We start from the raw sequence: 17,342 nt of genomic DNA, 5'->3' as shown, positions 1-17,342 counted from the left end.
TTTATTTACCAATTTCGTGACGTTTACGATATACCTCATACATTAACAAACTTGCGGCTACTGAAGCATTTAAGGATGTAACTTTCCCCACCATCGGTAGAGTGATTAGGAAATCACATTTTTCACCAATAATACGACTCATACCTTTTCCTTCACTACCAATTACTAATCCAATCGGCATTGTACCATCTAAATTACGGTAATCCGTTTTCCCTTTGGCATCTGTACCAGCAATCCAAAGTCCACGCTCTTTTAATTCATCAATTGTACGAGATAAGTTTGTTACGCGCGCAACAGGAATGTATTCAATCGCTCCTGTTGATGCTTTCGCAACTGATGCTGTAAGTCCCACAGCTCTTCTCTTCGGAATAATAATTCCATGAGCTCCTGTTGCATCAGCAGTACGCATAATAGAACCTAGGTTATGCGGATCTTCAATCTCATCTAAAATTAAGAAGAATGGATCTTCATTACGTTTTTCTGCCACTTTGAATAAATCTTCTAACTCTGCATACTGATATGCAGCTACTTGAGCAATTACACCTTGATGATTACCCTCAACTAATTGATCTAACTTTTTCTTTGGTGCATGTTGTAAAATAATCTTATTTTCTTTCGCTAACGCTAGTACAATTTGTACTTGTCCTTTGGCAGCACCTTCTGCGATCCAAATTTTATTAATATCTCTCCCTGATCTTAACGCTTCAATTACAGGGTTACGTCCGATAATATATTCACTAGTCATGATGATGTGCCCCCTTCCTTTTCTTCTAAAACTGCAATTGCCTTATATACAATTTCATCTAATCTTTCACGATTATTTAATAAATGATGATAACCAATTAGTGCTTCAAAGGCTGTACTATGTCGATATGTTTGTACATCCGTATTTTTCGGAACTGTACCTGAATTTGCATTACGCCCTCTTCTTAATACCGCCTCTTCTTCCTCTGTCAAAAATGCCGTCTCTAATAAATGATAAACAACTTTCGCCTGTGCTTTTGCTGAAACAAAGCTCGTCCCTAAGCGATGTAATTGATTAGGGCGAACTTTTCCTTTTTGAAGGAGGTGATAGCGGATATATTGTTCATATACCGCATCACCCATATACGCTAACGCCAAGCTGTTTAATTGCTTTGCATCAATCATCCTTATCCTCTTTTCCATCTTGTACCTTGAGCGGTATCTTCTAAAATAATATTACGTTCTTTTAAATCGTCACGAATTTGATCAGACAATGCGAAATCGCGATTTTTACGAGCTTCAATGCGCTTTTGGATAAGCTCTTCAATTTCTTCATCCAGTAATTCTTCTTTTGATAATTCTAATCCTAAAATATCAAATAACGTTTCCAATTGTTTTACGTATGCTTCAATTACAACTTTAGATGTATGCTCTTCAAGTAAATATTGATTTGCATGATTTGCTACGTTGTATAATTCGGTAATTGCATTTGCAGTGTTAAAGTCATCATTCATTGCCTCTTCAAATGCAGTCTGGAATTTCTCTATTTCAGCTAACCATTTCTCATTATGGTCCGTTAAATCCGTACTACTCTCCATACGATGCTTTAAGTTTCCATAAGCTGTTTTAATTCTTTCCAGTCCATTATTCGTACTTTGTAATAACTCTTCACTAAAGTTAATCGGGTGACGATAGTGTACTGATAACATAAAGAATCTAATTAACTGCGGGTCGTATTGCTTAATAATATCGTGAACTAAAATAAAGTTACCAAGCGATTTAGACATCTTCTCATTGTTAATATTAATATATCCATTATGCATCCAGTAACGTGCAAACGTTTTTCCAGTCAATGCCTCTGACTGCGCAATTTCATTTTCATGATGTGGGAACGCCAAGTCTTGACCACCAGCATGAATGTCAATTGTATCCCCTAAGTACTTACGCGCCATTGCTGAGCATTCAATATGCCATCCTGGACGTCCTTGCCCCCAAGGGCTTTCCCAGAAGATTTCTCCTTCTTTCGCAGCTTTCCATAAAGCAAAATCAAGAGGGTCTTGTTTCTTTTCCCCTACCTCAATACGAGCACCGTGACGTAAATCTGCGATTGGTTGATGTGATAATTTACCGTAACCTTCGAATTCCTTCGTCTTAAAGTACACATCACCCTCTGATTCATATGCATACCCTTTATTCACAAGTTCTTGAATAAATTCAATAATGATATCCATATTTTCTGTTACACGAGGATGAACTGTTGCGTGTTTGCAACCTAGTGCTGTTACATCTTCAAAGTACGCTTCAACAAAACGATCAGCAATTGTCGGTACATCTTCACCTAATTCATTTGCCGCTTTAATTAATTTATCATCTACATCCGTAAAGTTAGATACATATTGCACATCGTATCCTTTGTATTCTAAATAACGACGCACTGTATCGAATACCATAGGAGGTCTTGCATTCCCAATATGAATGTAGTTATAAACTGTAGGTCCGCATACATACATCTTTACCTTATTTTCTTCTAATGGAATAAACTCTTCTTTTTGACGTGTTAACGTATTATAAATGTGAATAGTCATTTTTATCCTTCCTTTCTACCTTTAATTCCAATTGTTTCTTCAATTTATCAATTTCTACTTCCATAGCCTTTAATTTATCAAAAATCGGATCTGGAAGGTCAGAGTGATTTAATTCTTGACCAATCTTTACTCCATTTTGAATAACGACACGGCCAGGTATACCTACAACTGTAGAATGTGCAGGAACTTCTTTTAATACGACAGACCCTGCTCCGATTTTAGAATTCTCTCCCACAGTAATAGACCCAAGAACTTTAGCACCCGTCGCAATTAATACATTATCCTGAATTGTTGGGTGCCTCTTCCCTTTTTCTTTTCCTGTACCACCTAATGTAACCCCTTGATAAATCGTTACATTATCACCAATTTCACAAGTTTCTCCAATTACAACTCCCATTCCATGATCTATGAAAAAGCGTCGACCAATAGTTGCTCCTGGATGGATCTCAATGCCAGTAAAAAAGCGGCTCACTTGTGAAACAAAACGTGCAAGAAAGAAAAAATTTCTTTTATAAAAAGCATGTGCAATTCGATGGGCCCAAACTGCATGTAATCCAGAGTAAGTTAAAATGACTTCGAAATAACCTCTTGCCGCTGGATCCTGTTCAAAAACGACTTCAATATCTTCCCGAAGCCTCTTAAACATCGGTGTTCCCTCCCCTTTATGGGCTGCTTTTTTGTCAAGCAAACTAACTCCCCTAACCCATCACTTCTCCCCTAATTCTTTATATAAGGAGATAAATTCCATATTCATACCTATTTACACGGTATAAAAAAAAGGCGTCTCTGTCATATTGACAGAGACGCCTTTTAAGCGCGGTTCCACTCTGTTTAGGCTTAAAAAAGCCTCAAACTCATCCATGATAACGGTGTACACCGCTTCTGCTTACTTTGCGGCCTAAGACATCCCACGAAGCAATTCACTGTTCAGCAGAAGACTCGAAGGGGCATTTCAAAAATCCGCTTATAAACCACTCCCAGCCTAAAGGTGGTTCTCTCTGTAAAAAGCCTGATTTTCTACTTCTCCTTCTCGTCGCTTTTCCTTATTAGGTTTTAGGTATACTTATTATATTTCTAAACCTAGAAAATGTTAACCAATTACTTTTTGAAGACGATTTAAAACTTTTTCTTTTCCAAGAAGTGCAATAGCATTCGGAAGCTCTGGACCATGCGTTTGTCCTGTAGTTGCAACACGGATTGGCATAAATAAATTTTTACCTTTATGTCCTGTTTCCTTTTGAACTGCTTTAATCGCTGCCTTAATTGCTGCTGGCTCCATCGCTTCTAGAGCTTCTATTTGACCAGCAAATGCACGAAGTACTTCAGGTACTTGTTCACCATTTAATACTTCTTGTCCTTCTTCTTCATAATCAACATGATCTTTAAAGAACATTTCAGAAAGCTCTACAATTTCAGCTCCAAAACTCATTTGTTCATGGTATAAAGCAATTACATCACGAATCCAAGCTTGGTCTTGTTCGCTTAAAGTTTCTCCCACACGTTCAGCTTTCACTAAATGCGGTAAGCTTAACTCTACAACCGTATCTAAATCTTGCTTTTTCATATACTGGTTGTTCATCCATTTTAGTTTTTGAGAATCAAATAATGCAGGTGATTTTGATAAACGAGCTGCATCGAACATTTTGATAAACTCATCTTTAGAGAAGATTTCTTCTTCTCCTACCGGAGACCAACCTAGTAGTGCAATAAAGTTAAAGATTGCTTCTGGAAGATACCCAAGCTCTTTATATTGCTCAATAAATTGAATAATAGATTCATCACGCTTACTTAACTTTTTACGACTTTCATTAACAATTAGAGTCATATGACCGAATTGTGGAATATCCCAGCCGAAAGCTTCATAAATCATCATTTGTTTCGGTGTATTTGAAATATGATCATCACCACGAAGTACATGTGTAATTTCCATTAGATGATCATCTACTGCTACTGCAAAGTTATAAGTTGGAATTCCATCTTTTTTCACAATAACAAAATCACCGAAATCATTTGAATGGAACGCAACTTCATCTTTTACAATATCTTTGAATGTGTAGTCACGATCAGCTGGTACACGGAAGCGAATACTTGGAATACGTCCCTCAGCTTCAAATTCTTTCACTTGTTCTGCAGTTAATTCACGGTGGTTACCTGCGTAACGAGGTGTTTCACCGCGAGCGATTTGTCCTTCACGCTCTGCTTCAAGCTCTTCTTCTGTCATATAACATTTATAAGCTAAACCACGCTCTAATAAATCTTCATATAATTTTTTATAAATATCTAAACGCTCTGTTTGGCGATATGGTCCAAATTCACCACCAACATCAACACCTTCATCCCAGTCCATACCGAGCCATTTCAAGTATTTTAATTGGCTTTCTTCTCCACCAGCCACGTTACGTTTTACATCAGTATCTTCAATACGAATAATAAACTTGCCATCTAAATGACGAGCAAATAAATAATTAAATAATGCCGTACGCGCATTTCCGATATGTAAGTGTCCTGTTGGACTTGGCGCGTAGCGTACTCTCACTTGCTTTTCCATAATTGGTACACCTTCCATTCTTAATGTCAACACATTCTATAATTGTACACCAAAAAAATGTGATTATCCATCTTACGAATTAAAAACCATTATTTTTTCTGTAATAAAACAACTGCTTGAGAAGCAATCCCTTCTTCTCTACCTGTAAATCCTAATTTTTCTGTTGTTGTTGCCTTTACATTAATGTTATCGATAGACGTTTCTAACAGTTCACTAATGCGCTTACGCATGCTCTCAATATGTGGTGCCATTTTTGGTTTTTGAGCAATAATTGTACAATCTAAATTTCCTAACTCATAACCTTGTTCACGTACAAATTCCCAAACTTTTTGTAACAATACAGCTGAATCTGCATCTTTAAAAGCTGGGTCTGTATCAGGAAAATGCTTTCCGATATCTCCTGCTGCAATCGCACCTAAACATGCATCAGCAATCGTATGTAACAATACATCTGCATCTGAATGACCGATTAATCCTTTCTCGTGTGGAATTGTAATTCCACCGATAATCAACGGGCGCCCTTCCGCAAATTCATGTACATCAAAACCTTGTCCAATTCGAAACATCCTTACTTCCTCCTTAAGCTAAACTACTGAGCTTTATGACTCTATATTATATCGCTATCCTTATAAAGAAAAGCCCGGCTGTTGCCGAGCTTTTCTTTATTAACACATCATCAACGTTATTTCTTCTGAACACGTAGGAAACTTTCAGCAATTAATAGATCTTCCGGAGTCGTCACTTTAATATTATAGTAACTCCCCTCTACTACACCTACTTGCTTCCCAACACGTTCTACGAGACTTGCATCATCTGTGCCAAGAAAACAACTTTGCTTTGCGCTTCTATGAGCTTCTAGCAAAAGAGAAACAGAGAATCCTTGTGGTGTTTGTACAGCGTTAAGTTGAGATCGCTCTACCGTTTCTACAACAACACCCCGCTCTACTTTCTTAACAGTATCTTTTACTGGCACTGCACAAATGGAAGCTCCATATTTTTCTGCTGCAGTTAATACATCGCGAATCACTTTATTCGTTACGAACGGGCGCGCCCCGTCATGCACAAGAACATATTCGACACCACTCGCATACTGAAGTGCGTTATATACGCTATCTTGTCTTTCGGCTCCACCCTGAATAAATTGTACGTGCTTTTCAATCTGGTACTTCTGCATTAACTCTTCAAAATACGGGCGTTCCTCTTCGTTAATTGCCATAATAATACTTTTGCACGCTTTATCTTTTTCAAAAGCACGCAATGTGTGCACAATAATTGGTACTTCATCTATAAGTAAAAATAACTTATTTTTACCAGCACCCATTCGTTTTCCTTGGCCCGCTGCCGGAATAATTAATGTATACATATTAATAATCCTCTACTTATAATGCTTTTTCTAGCAATTTACGTTTTGCGAAAATCATACGACCAGCCGATGTTTGTAATACGCTAGTAACAAGTACGTCAAGTTGTGAACCCACATACTCTCTACCATCTTCTACTACAATCATCGTACCATCATCTAAGTATGCAACACCTTGATTTTGTTCTTTACCATCTTTCACAACATAAACACTTAATTCTTCACCAGGGAGTACGACTGGTTTAATCGCATTAGCTAAATCATTAATGTTTAACACCGTAACCCCTTGTAATTCAGAAACTTTGTTTAAATTGAAATCGTTTGTTACTACAGTTCCACCAGTGATTTTTGCCAACTTTACAAGCTTGCTATCTACTTCTTGGATATCATCGAAATCGCCTTCATAAATTTCTACCGGAATTGGCATCTCCTTTTGAATACGATTTAAAATGTCTAGTCCTCTGCGGCCACGATTACGCTTTAAAGCATCTGAAGAATCGGCAATATGCTGAAGCTCTTCTAATACGAATTGCGGAATGACAATTGTTCCTTCTAAAAACTTTGTTTGGCAAATATCTGCAATACGTCCATCAATAATTACACTCGTATCAAGAATTTTCCAATGAGTCGTAGATTTTTCCGCTTCGACCTCTACCTCTTCATTCTCACTATTGTTTTTCTTCTTACCTCCGCGTTGGGGTAATGTAAATAATCCTAGCAATTCATTCCTCTTTTTAAATCCTACTTGGAATCCTAAATATCCAAGTAAAAGGGTGAAGAACACTTGCAACACCGTACTAATAACTGGAATTGTAAATTCACGAATTGGTATCAAAATTAAATATGCAACAATAAGACCAGAGATTAATCCTAATGTACCAAATAAAACATCTGCTACAGGCGCCTTTACAAGAGCCTCTTCAATATGCTTAATAAGTTGAACAATATAATCTACAAGCCAAAATGTTGTTAAAAATAAAATAATTGCACCAATAATTGCACGAACATACGATCCTTCCAACAAAGGAACCGCACCGATATCTAATACATTAATAATTTTTGGGATTAAGTAAATCCCTAACGCTCCCCCGATCACTAAAAAGAAGAGCTGTACAATCCGTTTTAACATCCAACCACCTCCTACTCATTATTAACCATTGTTTCGCTAATCAAAACGCCGAATGCAAAAGCGGACGTGTTTTTTTGTAAATAGTTTTATTTACCAATATATCATATCATATACCAAAAATGTTCTAGTGTCGTTATATTATAGAATCAATGTAATATTCTTAATTGTGTCTACTCATATAGAGATGCTCTTGAATTCTTTTTAGACCTTCTCGTATTTTCTTCGCTCTCACTTCTCCAATTCCTTCCACATCATCCAATTCATTAATAGTTGCTCGGCAAACACCTTGCAATGTTTTAAATCGATTAATTAAATTCTCTATAATAAGTGGCGGAACACGAGAAATCTTGCTTGTAATTCGATACCCTCTAGGTGTCACACTTTCTTCTAAACTTGTTTGTCCTGGATAGCCAAGTAATTTAACTAAATCACTATCCTCTAAAAGTTGTGTATTTGCAAGATCTTGTAACTTTTTCAAGATTTGATGATGGTCTTGTGTTTTCTCCTGGTGATAATCTTTAATTAACAATGCTGCCTCTGCCTCTAAATCAGCTAGTAATTCTGTAAGCTGTAAACGAATTAACCTACCTTCTGTTCCTAACTCATGAATATAGCTCAATATTTCATTTTTTATACGCAGCACCATTTCAACACTATGTAAAACGTGAACCACCTCGGACATTGTAACGACCTCTTCAAATTCTAGAATGCCCAAATTCGTAATGCCGTCATTCCATACAGCCTTATATTTTTCTAGCGTTTGAATTGCTTGATTTGCTTTTGTTAAAATGACACCTATATCTTTTAATGTATAACGTAAGTTCCCTTGATATAGCGTAATTACATTACGTCTTTGTGAAATGGCCACAACAAGGCTGCCCGTCTGCTTTGCTACACGCTCTGCTGTTCGGTGACGCATACCTGTTTCAATAGAATCAATAGATGAATCCGGAACTAACTGTGCGTTTGCAATTAAAATTTTACTTCCAGTTTCATTTAAAATAAGTGCTCCATCCATTTTTGCTAATTCATATAAACTAGCAGGAGAGAATGCGCAATTAATATGAAAACCACCATCAACAATGCTTTTAATCTGCTCATTATACCCAAGAACAATTAGTCCCCCTGTTTGTGCGCGAAGTACATTATCTATCCCTTCGCGCAGTGGTGTTCCCGGGGCCACGAGCTGTAAAATATTAATTATACTTTTGACACGTTGCTTATTTTCTTCCATAGCCTAGCCTCCTAATGTCAAACGAAGCGCTTCTCCTAAATTAGAAACACCTACAACCTCAATCCCCTCTGGAATTGTCCACCCCCCTAAATTTTTTCTAGGAATGATAGCACGTTGAAATCCTAATTTAGCTGCTTCTTGTACACGTTGTTCGATTCTTGATACTCTTCTTATTTCTCCAGTTAATCCAACTTCTCCTATTACCGCATCAGTTGGTGCCGTAGATTTATCTCTAAAACTTGAAGCTATACTTAAGGCAACAGCTAAATCAATTGCCGGTTCATCTAATTTCAAACCACCAGCTACTTTTAAATACGCATCTTGATTTTGTAATAGTAAACCTGTTCTTTTCTCTAGTACCGCCATAATAAGCGAGACACGATTATGATCAATTCCTGTCGCCATTCTTCGAGGGTTTCCAAAACTAGTAGGGGAAATTAATGCCTGTATTTCTACTAAAACTGGTCTTGTTCCTTCCATTGAGGCAACTACTGTTGAACCTGCAACTCCAACTGGTCTTTCCTCAAGGAAAATCTCAGAAGGATTTAAGACTTCTGCAAGGCCAAGTTCTTTCATTTCAAAGATACCCATTTCATTCGTAGAACCAAAACGATTCTTTACAGCTCGTAAAATACGATATGTATGGTGTCGATCTCCTTCAAAGTAAAGAACTGCATCGACCATATGTTCTAGCATACGCGGTCCCGCAATTGCACCTTCTTTTGTCACATGCCCTACGATGAAAATTGGGATTCCCTTTGTTTTTGCAAGTTTCATTAATTCTGCTGTACATTCACGTACTTGCGCCACACTACCAGGAGCTGATGTCACCTCAGGTAAATGTATCGTTTGAATAGAATCAATAACAACAAAAGCAGGATTCATCTCTTCAATATGTGCTGCAATACGCTGTAAATCTGTCTCTGATACAACAAATAGATTACTACCATTTACATGTAAACGATCTGCACGAAGTTTAATCTGCTTTGCTGACTCCTCACCTGATATATACAATACATCATATGAAGCATCTGCTAATTGCGAGGAAATCTGTAATAATAACGTTGATTTTCCAATCCCAGGGTCCCCACCAATAAGTACTAAAGATCCATCTACAATTCCGCCACCTAGTACACGGTTAAACTCCTGAAATTTTGTTTCAATACGTGCCTCAGACTTTGTTTCTACTTCTGTAAGACGTCTTGGTTTTGTTACTTCTGTTTGAATTGCATTTGCATAATTTAGGCGTCTGGATGATACAACTGGTTCCATCTCTTCAACAAGCGAATTCCATTGACCACACCCTGGACATTTACCCATATATTTTGGTGATTGATAACCACACTCTTGACATGTGAATTTTGTTTTCTTTTTAGCCATATCTTTTTATATTTCACTTCGCTTTCATCTATAAACATTTGACCTTCTCGTACAAGAAAGAGGGCTATCTCGTAGCCCTCTTAGTTTGTCTATACTTATTTTACCTTTTCAGCACTATGAATGACAAATGTTTCCCCTTCTACATCAAAGATAACTTTTTGTCCTTTCTCAATAGCACCTTTTAAAAGTTCTTCCGATAGTCTATCCTCTACATGCTTCTGAATTGCTCTACGTAGTGGACGAGCACCATATTCACGATCAAACCCTTTATCAGCAATAGCTGCAATCGCCCCTTCTGTTAATTGCAATTCAATTTCTTGTTCTTTTAAGCGATTCACTAACTGATTTACCATAAGAGTCACAATTTCTTGAATATGTTTTTTCTCAAGCATATGGAATACGATAATTTCATCAATACGGTTTAAGAATTCTGGACGAAATGCCTTTTTCAGCTCATCCATTACTTTACCTTTCATATCCGAATAATCACGGCTTTCATCTTGTACGTTAAATCCAAGATGTTTGTTACGTTTTAACGCCTCAGCACCAACGTTAGACGTCATAATAACAATCGTATTACGGAAGTCAACTGTACGTCCTTTAGAATCAGTTAAACGACCATCTTCCAATACCTGTAGTAAAATATTAAATACATCAGGATGCGCCTTCTCTACTTCATCTAATAGGACAACTGAATACGGCTTACGACGAACCTTCTCTGTTAATTGTCCGCCTTCTTCATACCCAACATATCCTGGAGGAGAACCAACTAAGCGAGAAGTTGAATGTTTCTCCATATACTCAGACATATCAATGCGAATCATTGCATCCTCATCACCGAACATAGATTCTGCCAATGCTCTTGCTAATTCTGTTTTACCTACACCTGTTGGTCCTAAGAAAATAAATGAACCAATTGGACGTTTCGGATCTTTCAGTCCTGCTCTTGCACGACGAACAGCTTTCGCTACAGCCACTACCGCTTCATCCTGGCCGATGACACGATCATGAAGAATGGATTCTAAGTTTAATAATTTATCAGTCTCTGTTTGTGCAAGTTTAGAAACAGGGATACGTGTCCATGTAGAAACGACATTTGCAATATCTTCTACCGTAACCTCTGAATTTTCTTTTCCTTGTTGTTCTTTCCACTGACGCTTTGTATCTTCCAATTTCTCACGTAAGCGTTGTTCCATATCACGTAAGGAAGCAGCCTTTTCAAACTCTTGACTTTGTACAGCCGCATCTTTTTCTTTTCGAATTTCCTCAAGCTTCACTTCAAGCTCTTTTAAGTTTGGTGGTGTTGTATAAGAACGTAAGCGAACCTTTGAAGCAGCTTCATCAATTAAATCAATTGCTTTATCTGGTAAGAAACGATCCGTAATATAACGATCGGAAAGTTTCACAGCTGCATCAATTGCATCATCTGTAATAGACACACGGTGATGGGCCTCATAACGATCGCGTAAACCTTTCAAGATTTGAGTTGATTCTTCTAGACTCGGCTCATCAACATGAATTGGCTGGAAACGTCTCTCTAAAGCTGCATCCTTTTCAATATATTTACGATACTCATCTAAAGTTGTCGCACCAATACATTGTAATTCTCCGCGTGCTAAAGATGGTTTTAAAATATTTGATGCATCGATTGCACCTTCTGCTCCACCTGCACCGATTAATGTATGAAGTTCATCAATAAATAGAATAATATTCCCTGCTTGACGTATTTCATCCATTACTTTCTTTAAACGATCTTCAAACTCACCACGATATTTCGTCCCAGCTACCACTGTTCCCATATCTAGTGTCATAACACGCTTATCTCTTAACGTTTCAGGAACTTCATTATTTACGATTTGCTGTGCTAACCCTTCAGCAATTGCTGTTTTACCTACACCAGGCTCTCCAATTAACACTGGATTGTTTTTTGTTCTACGGCTTAACACTTCAATTACACGTTGAATTTCTTTACTACGTCCAATAACAGGATCCAAACGATTCTCACGTGCAACAACTGTTAAGTCGCGCGCTAAACTGTCTAGTGTCGGTGTATTTGCATTTGTCGATGAACCACCTTGGTGACCTGAACTTGCTTCGTTACTTCCAAGAAGTTGTAACACTTGTTGTCTTGCTTTATTGAGGCTTACACCTAAATTATTTAATACACGTGCCGCTACACCTTCACCTTCACGGATTAAGCCAAGTAAAATATGTTCTGTTCCAACGTAAGAATGTCCTAGCTTACGCGCTTCATCCATAGACAATTCAATAACTTTTTTAGCACGAGGTGTATAATGTACAGTTTGAGAAGCTTCTGTTCCACGTCCAATTAACGCTTCTACCTCTTTTTGCACTTTCTCCGGGCTCAATCCAAGAGCAATTAACGCTTTTGCTGCAATTCCTTCACCTTCGCGTACAAGCCCAAGTAAAATATGTTCTGTTCCAATGTTATTATGCCCAATGCGAATTGCTTCCTCTTGAGATAAAGCTAATACTTTCTGTGCTCTTTCTGTAAATCTTCCAAACATCATAGAAATCGCCTCCTACTTGCGCTTAGTTTTTTTCAATACGTAATCGCTCACGGATTAAGGTTGCTCTTCGATAATCTCTTTCTTCTGGTCCTAAAGGTCCTCCTGCATATTGTTGTAAAATACCAGGTTGCGTAAGAACCATTAGCTCAGTCAAAATATTTCTCGATATACCTTTTATATATCCTAGATCAATACCGAGTCGTACATCCGATAAGCAAGTTGCCGCTTCTGCAGATTGAATTAAACGACTGTTTGCTAGTATACCGTAAGAACGATAAACCTTATCTTCAAGCTCAATACTCGAATTTTGTACAATTAATTCTCTGGCCAATTTTTCTTGTTGTATGATTTGCTGCATGACACTCTTTAAATCTGCAATAATATCTTCTTCGGATTTCCCTAGCGTCATTTGATTTGATACTTGAAATATATTACCTAACGCTTCGCTACCTTCACCGTATATTCCTCTTACTACTAAACCTAATTTTTGAATTACTTGTATAATACGGCTAATTCTTTTTGTTAAAACCAGCCCTGGTAAATGAATCATTACAGAAGCTCTTAATCCTGTACCAACGTTAGTAGGACAACTCGTAATATATCCAAGTGATTCATCAAAAGCATATTCAACCTCTTTTTCAATCCAATTATCTATTTGATTGGCGCTTTGAAGCGCCTTTGATAACTGTAGTCCTGGAAATAGGCACTGAATCCTAATGTGGTCTTCCTCATTAAGCATCACACTAATGTGTTCGCTTTCTGATAACAGACATGCTCCATATTCAGTCCCTGCTAGATTTGGACTAATTAAATGCTTTTCAACTAAAACTCTCCTTTGAAGAGGAGTTAATTCATTCATTTTTAATAGTCCAAACTTCCCAAAGGGCTCTACCGCTTTATTTATAAATTTCTTTTTAAATAATTCTTGAACCTTTTGAGCTTCCTCTTCGTTTTGCATAGTAGAAAATTGATATTGCTTAAAATTACGAGCCAAACGAATTCGACTACTTAAAACAATATCAGAATCAGGGCCATCCCCCTTCATCCATGGACTAATCGCTTCATTCATAATTTTGTCCAGTGACATAGAACTACTCCCCCTCTCTATGCTCACTAAGCTGAGTTTCAAGCCCTCGAATTTCATCTCTTACCTCAGCAGCTTTCTCAAACTCCTCATTCTGTACATATTGTTTCAGAATAAGTTTTAGTTCATCTAATTCTTTCTTTAAGTGGATATTTCCTTCCATTCGTTCCGGAATTTTTCCACAATGTTCTGTATGTCCACCATGAAGTCGCTTTAACAATGGGTTTAAGTGTCCTTTAAATGTATCGTAACAAGAAGCACAACCAAAGCGTCCCACCTTTGTAAAATGTTCATATGTCATCTTACAACCTGGACATCTTACTGTATTTGTATTTGAAAACCCGTTTTTTCCTTCTCCAAACATTGTTGATTCACCGTGTAATAAACCAGCAAATACATCATGAAATGAAAAGTTAGACTGTGATGATTGAAAGAAAGACGTATAGCCACTTTGCTCTGCACATTGCTCACAAAGATGAACTTCCGCCTTCTTCTCGTTGATTACTTTTGTATAATGTAAAGTTGCTGGTCTTATATTACAGTTTTGACAAGTCATCAATATCCCCACCTTTACAACAGGAACGATCTACCTCATGATACTTTTCATACATTACTAGATTGTCCTCTTTCCTTAATCCATTTAGATAAAAGTACATGCTCTTTTTCAAAACTTCTACAATATTTAACTGCCCTATCTTAATTATCATTCTTTTACAAAAGCTGTATTTATTTATATTTCAGTGTTCTTAACATTGCGCATAATATTCGAGCCCTAAGTTCATCTCGAGAAGGAATATCCATTGATAATACAGAACGATCTAGTACACTTAACATTAGTTTTGCTTCACGGCCTGTTATAATTCCCTCTTCTAATAAACGTATAATCATACTCTCTGCATTCCCTTGTGCAACGCTATGATCAATCATATGAAGCATTTGATCAATAATGTCTATATCATCATGCAGTTTGACTTTTATAATGCGAATGTAACCTCCTCCACCACGTTTACTTTCTACTACAAATCCTCTTTCTAATGTAAAACGGGTATTGATTACATAATTGATTTGAGATGGTACGCACTCGAAGCGATCCGCAATCTCATTTCTTTTGATTTCAATCACATTATTATTACTTAAGTCAATAACTTGCTTTAGATATTGCTCAATGATATCAGATATATTTCTCATTTATCCGCCACCTTTATTGACTTTGACTATCTTTGACTTTAATTATATACGTATTAATAAAATTTGCAACTCTTTTGCTTATTCACTATCCTAGCCACATTCCCCTGCATTTAATCAAAATAGTAATTATTTAAGCACATTTTTTTAATTACTATGGATTATAAAAGAAAATACGAAAAAACACGAGTCATTTGACTCGTGTTTAGTTGCTTGGCGACGTCCTACTCTCACAGGGACAAGGTCCCAACTACCATCGGCGCTAGAGAGCTTAACTTCCGTGTTCGGTATGGGAACGGGTGTGACCTCTCTGCCATCATCACCAAACTATTGAAGGCATATTCCTTCAAAACTAGATAACATTGCTTCATATTATATGGTTAAGTCCTCGATCTATTAGTATTCGTCAGCTCCACATGTCACCATGCTTCCACCTCGAACCTATCAACCTGATCATCTTTCAGGGATCTTACTAGCTTACGCTATGGGAAATCTCATCTTGAGGGGGGCTTCATGCTTAGATGCTTTCAGCACTTATCCCTTCCGCACATAGCTACCCAGCTATGCCCTTGGCAGAACAACTGGTACACCAGCGGTGCGTCCATCCCGGTCCTCTCGTACTAAGGACAGCTCCTCTCAAATTTCCTACGCCCACGACGGATAGGGACCGAACTGTCTCACGACGTTCTGAACCCAGCTCGCGTACCGCTTTAATGGGCGAACAGCCCAACCCTTGGGACCGACTACAGCCCCAGGATGCGATGAGCCGACATCGAGGTGCCAAACCTCCCCGTCGATGTGGACTCTTGGGGGAGATAAGCCTGTTATCCCCGGGGTAGCTTTTATCCGTTGAGCGATGGCCCTTCCATGCGGAACCACCGGATCACTAAGCCCGACTTTCGTCCCTGCTCGACTTGTAGGTCTCGCAGTCAAGCTCCCTTATGCCTTTGCACTCTACGAATGATTTCCAACCATTCTGAGGGAACCTTTGGGCGCCTCCGTTACACTTTAGGAGGCGACCGCCCCAGTCAAACTGCCCACCTGACACTGTCTCCCGGGTCGATAAGACCCGTAGGTTAGAATTTCAATACAGTCAGGGCGGTATCCCACCAGCGCCTCCACCGAAGCTAGCGCTCCGGTTTCAATGGCTCCCGCCTATCCTGTACAAACTGTACCAAAATTCAATATCAGGCTACAGTAAAGCTCCACGGGGTCTTTCCGTCCTGTCGCGGGTAACCTGCATCTTCACAGGTACTATAATTTCACCGAGTCTCTGGTTGAGACAGTGCCCAAATCGTTACACCTTTCGTGCGGGTCGGAACTTACCCGACAAGGAATTTCGCTACCTTAGGACCGTTATAGTTACGGCCGCCGTTTACTGGGGCTTCAGTTCAGAGCTTCGCTTACGCTAACCCCTCTCCTTAACCTTCCAGCACCGGGCAGGTGTCACCCCCTATACTTCGCCTTACGGCTTCGCAGAGAGCTGTGTTTTTGCTAAACAGTCGCTTGGGCCTATTCACTGCGGCTTTCCGTTAAGAAAGCACCCCTTCTCCCGAAGTTACGGGGTCATTTTGCCGAGTTCCTTAACCAGAGTTCTCTCGCACACCTTAGGATTCTCTCCTCGCCTACCTGTGTCGGTTTGCGGTACAGGCACCTTTTATCTCGCTAGAAGCTTTTCTTGGCAGCGGGGAATCAAAGACTTCGCTCCATAAGGAGCTTCCCCATCACAGCTCAGCCTTCACGATAAGCGGATTTGCCTACTTATCAGCCTAACTGCTTGGACGTGCACAACCAATCGCACGCTTCTTCTATCCTTCTGCGTCCCTCCATTGCTCAAACGATAAAGAGGTGGTACAGGAATATCAACCTGTTGTCCATCGCCTACGCCTGTCGGCCTCGGCTTAGGTCCTGACTAACCCTGAGCGGACGAGCCTTCCTCAGGAAACCTTAGGCATTCGGTGGACGGGATTCTCACCCGTCTTTCGCTACTCATACCGGCATTCTCACTTCTAAGCACTCCACCAGTCCTTCCGGTCTGACTTCACTGTCCTTAGAACGCTCCCCTACCACTGATACCATTCGGTATCAATCCGCAGCTTCGGTGGTGTATTTAGCCCCGGTACATTTTCGGCGCAGAGTCACTCGACTAGTGAGCTATTACGCACTCTTTAAATGGTGGCTGCTTCTAAGCCAACATCCTAGTTGTCTAAGCAACTCCACATCCTTTTCCACTTAATACACACTTTGGGACCTTAGCTGGCGGTCTGGGCTGTTTCCCTTTTGACTACGGATCTTATCACTCGCAGTCTGACTCCTAAGGATAAGTCATTGGCATTCGGAGT

General features: G+C 38.9%; 14 protein-coding genes, 2 rRNA genes and 1 other annotated feature (1 of these 17 cut by a window edge). All 16 genes read right to left on the bottom strand.

The features are described from left to right. Position 1: 1 nt before the first annotated feature. Positions 2 to 745, bottom strand: coding sequence for a 23S rRNA (guanosine(2251)-2'-O)-methyltransferase RlmB (gene rlmB / locus AC0OM3_RS12750; protein WP_000200237.1), 744 nt, complete (start codon positions 743 to 745; stop codon positions 2 to 4). Beyond that, the gene (locus AC0OM3_RS12745; RefSeq protein WP_000564261.1) at positions 742 to 1,149 is read right to left on the bottom strand and encodes a Mini-ribonuclease 3; all 408 of its coding nucleotides are present in this window, start codon (positions 1,147 to 1,149) and stop codon (positions 742 to 744) included. The genes rlmB and AC0OM3_RS12745 overlap by 4 nt, the downstream gene beginning before the upstream one ends. A 2-nt stretch (positions 1,150 to 1,151) precedes the next feature. Next, on the bottom strand, positions 1,152 to 2,549 hold the full coding sequence (gene cysS, locus AC0OM3_RS12740; protein WP_000152251.1) for a cysteine--tRNA ligase: 1,398 nt from the start codon (positions 2,547 to 2,549) through the stop codon (positions 1,152 to 1,154). Continuing rightward, positions 2,530 to 3,195: a serine O-acetyltransferase gene (gene cysE / locus AC0OM3_RS12735; RefSeq protein WP_000476496.1), complete on the bottom strand. Its 666-nt coding sequence runs from the start codon at positions 3,193 to 3,195 to the stop codon at positions 2,530 to 2,532. Before cysE ends, cysS begins: the two co-directional genes overlap by 20 nt. Positions 3,196 to 3,345: 150 nt before the next feature. Next, positions 3,346 to 3,592: a binding site (T-box leader), on the bottom strand. A 47-nt stretch (positions 3,593 to 3,639) separates the two neighbouring features. Next, on the bottom strand, positions 3,640 to 5,097 hold the full coding sequence (gltX, locus tag AC0OM3_RS12730; protein ID WP_000415141.1) for a glutamate--tRNA ligase: 1,458 nt from the start codon (positions 5,095 to 5,097) through the stop codon (positions 3,640 to 3,642). Positions 5,098 to 5,186: 89 nt separating this feature from the next. After that, positions 5,187 to 5,663, bottom strand: coding sequence for a 2-C-methyl-D-erythritol 2,4-cyclodiphosphate synthase (gene ispF, locus AC0OM3_RS12725; protein ID WP_000488386.1), 477 nt, complete (start codon positions 5,661 to 5,663; stop codon positions 5,187 to 5,189). Positions 5,664 to 5,779: 116 nt separating this feature from the next. Continuing rightward, positions 5,780 to 6,460 (bottom strand): 2-C-methyl-D-erythritol 4-phosphate cytidylyltransferase, encoded by a 681-nt coding sequence (gene ispD, locus AC0OM3_RS12720; RefSeq protein WP_000288285.1) that lies wholly within the window; start codon positions 6,458 to 6,460, stop codon positions 5,780 to 5,782. A gap of 16 nt (positions 6,461 to 6,476) precedes the next feature. Next, entirely contained in the window at positions 6,477 to 7,586 is a 1,110-nt protein-coding gene (locus AC0OM3_RS12715) for a PIN/TRAM domain-containing protein (protein WP_000919677.1), read from the bottom strand. 160 nt (positions 7,587 to 7,746) lie between these two features. Continuing rightward, entirely contained in the window at positions 7,747 to 8,820 is a 1,074-nt protein-coding gene (gene disA, locus AC0OM3_RS12710; protein WP_000392158.1) for a DNA integrity scanning diadenylate cyclase DisA, read from the bottom strand. Positions 8,821 to 8,823: 3 nt separating this feature from the next. Next, positions 8,824 to 10,200, bottom strand: coding sequence for a DNA repair protein RadA (radA, locus tag AC0OM3_RS12705; RefSeq protein WP_001085202.1), 1,377 nt, complete (start codon positions 10,198 to 10,200; stop codon positions 8,824 to 8,826). A gap of 95 nt (positions 10,201 to 10,295) precedes the next feature. After that, the gene (clpC, locus tag AC0OM3_RS12700) at positions 10,296 to 12,731 is read right to left on the bottom strand and encodes an ATP-dependent protease ATP-binding subunit ClpC (RefSeq protein WP_000971184.1); all 2,436 of its coding nucleotides are present in this window, start codon (positions 12,729 to 12,731) and stop codon (positions 10,296 to 10,298) included. A 22-nt stretch (positions 12,732 to 12,753) separates the two neighbouring features. Then, positions 12,754 to 13,818, bottom strand: a complete 1,065-nt coding sequence (locus AC0OM3_RS12695; protein WP_000050842.1) for a protein arginine kinase — start codon at positions 13,816 to 13,818, stop codon at positions 12,754 to 12,756. Between the two features lie 4 nt (positions 13,819 to 13,822). Continuing rightward, on the bottom strand, positions 13,823 to 14,371 hold the full coding sequence (locus AC0OM3_RS12690) for a UvrB/UvrC motif-containing protein (RefSeq protein ID WP_000128402.1): 549 nt from the start codon (positions 14,369 to 14,371) through the stop codon (positions 13,823 to 13,825). A 170-nt stretch (positions 14,372 to 14,541) separates the two neighbouring features. Continuing rightward, complete coding sequence (gene ctsR / locus AC0OM3_RS12685; RefSeq protein ID WP_001244565.1) at positions 14,542 to 15,003, bottom strand: transcriptional regulator CtsR; 462 nt, start codon at positions 15,001 to 15,003, stop codon at positions 14,542 to 14,544. Positions 15,004 to 15,211: 208 nt separating this feature from the next. After that, positions 15,212 to 15,327, bottom strand: a 5S ribosomal RNA gene (gene rrf, locus AC0OM3_RS12680). 49 nt (positions 15,328 to 15,376) lie between these two features. Continuing rightward, a 23S ribosomal RNA gene (locus tag AC0OM3_RS12675) occupies positions 15,377 to 17,342 on the bottom strand (it continues 957 nt past the right edge of the window).

It is taken from the genome of Bacillus sp. FAU20 (assembly GCF_056033865.1).
The sequence above is the reverse complement of the archived record's forward strand: the minus strand, read 5'-3'. Positions and strand labels throughout refer to the sequence as shown.

Coding starts and splice junctions, on each gene's coding strand:
- disA (WP_000392158.1), bottom strand. CDS start 8,820: ATGGAAGAAAATAAGCAACGTGTCAAAAGTATAATTAATATTTTACAG.
- cysE (WP_000476496.1), bottom strand. CDS start 3,195: ATGTTTAAGAGGCTTCGGGAAGATATTGAAGTCGTTTTTGAACAGGAT.
- rlmB (WP_000200237.1), bottom strand. CDS start 745: ATGACTAGTGAATATATTATCGGACGTAACCCTGTAATTGAAGCGTTA.
- gltX (WP_000415141.1), bottom strand. CDS start 5,097: ATGGAAAAGCAAGTGAGAGTACGCTACGCGCCAAGTCCAACAGGACAC.
- ctsR (WP_001244565.1), bottom strand. CDS start 15,003: ATGAGAAATATATCTGATATCATTGAGCAATATCTAAAGCAAGTTATT.
- cysS (WP_000152251.1), bottom strand. CDS start 2,549: ATGACTATTCACATTTATAATACGTTAACACGTCAAAAAGAAGAGTTT.
- AC0OM3_RS12745 (WP_000564261.1), bottom strand. CDS start 1,149: ATGATTGATGCAAAGCAATTAAACAGCTTGGCGTTAGCGTATATGGGT.
- AC0OM3_RS12715 (WP_000919677.1), bottom strand. CDS start 7,586: ATGTTAAAACGGATTGTACAGCTCTTCTTTTTAGTGATCGGGGGAGCG.
- AC0OM3_RS12690 (WP_000128402.1), bottom strand. CDS start 14,371: ATGACTTGTCAAAACTGTAATATAAGACCAGCAACTTTACATTATACA.
- clpC (WP_000971184.1), bottom strand. CDS start 12,731: ATGATGTTTGGAAGATTTACAGAAAGAGCACAGAAAGTATTAGCTTTA.
- ispF (WP_000488386.1), bottom strand. CDS start 5,663: ATGTTTCGAATTGGACAAGGTTTTGATGTACATGAATTTGCGGAAGGG.
- ispD (WP_000288285.1), bottom strand. CDS start 6,460: ATGTATACATTAATTATTCCGGCAGCGGGCCAAGGAAAACGAATGGGT.
- AC0OM3_RS12695 (WP_000050842.1), bottom strand. CDS start 13,818: ATGTCACTGGACAAAATTATGAATGAAGCGATTAGTCCATGGATGAAG.
- radA (WP_001085202.1), bottom strand. CDS start 10,200: ATGGCTAAAAAGAAAACAAAATTCACATGTCAAGAGTGTGGTTATCAA.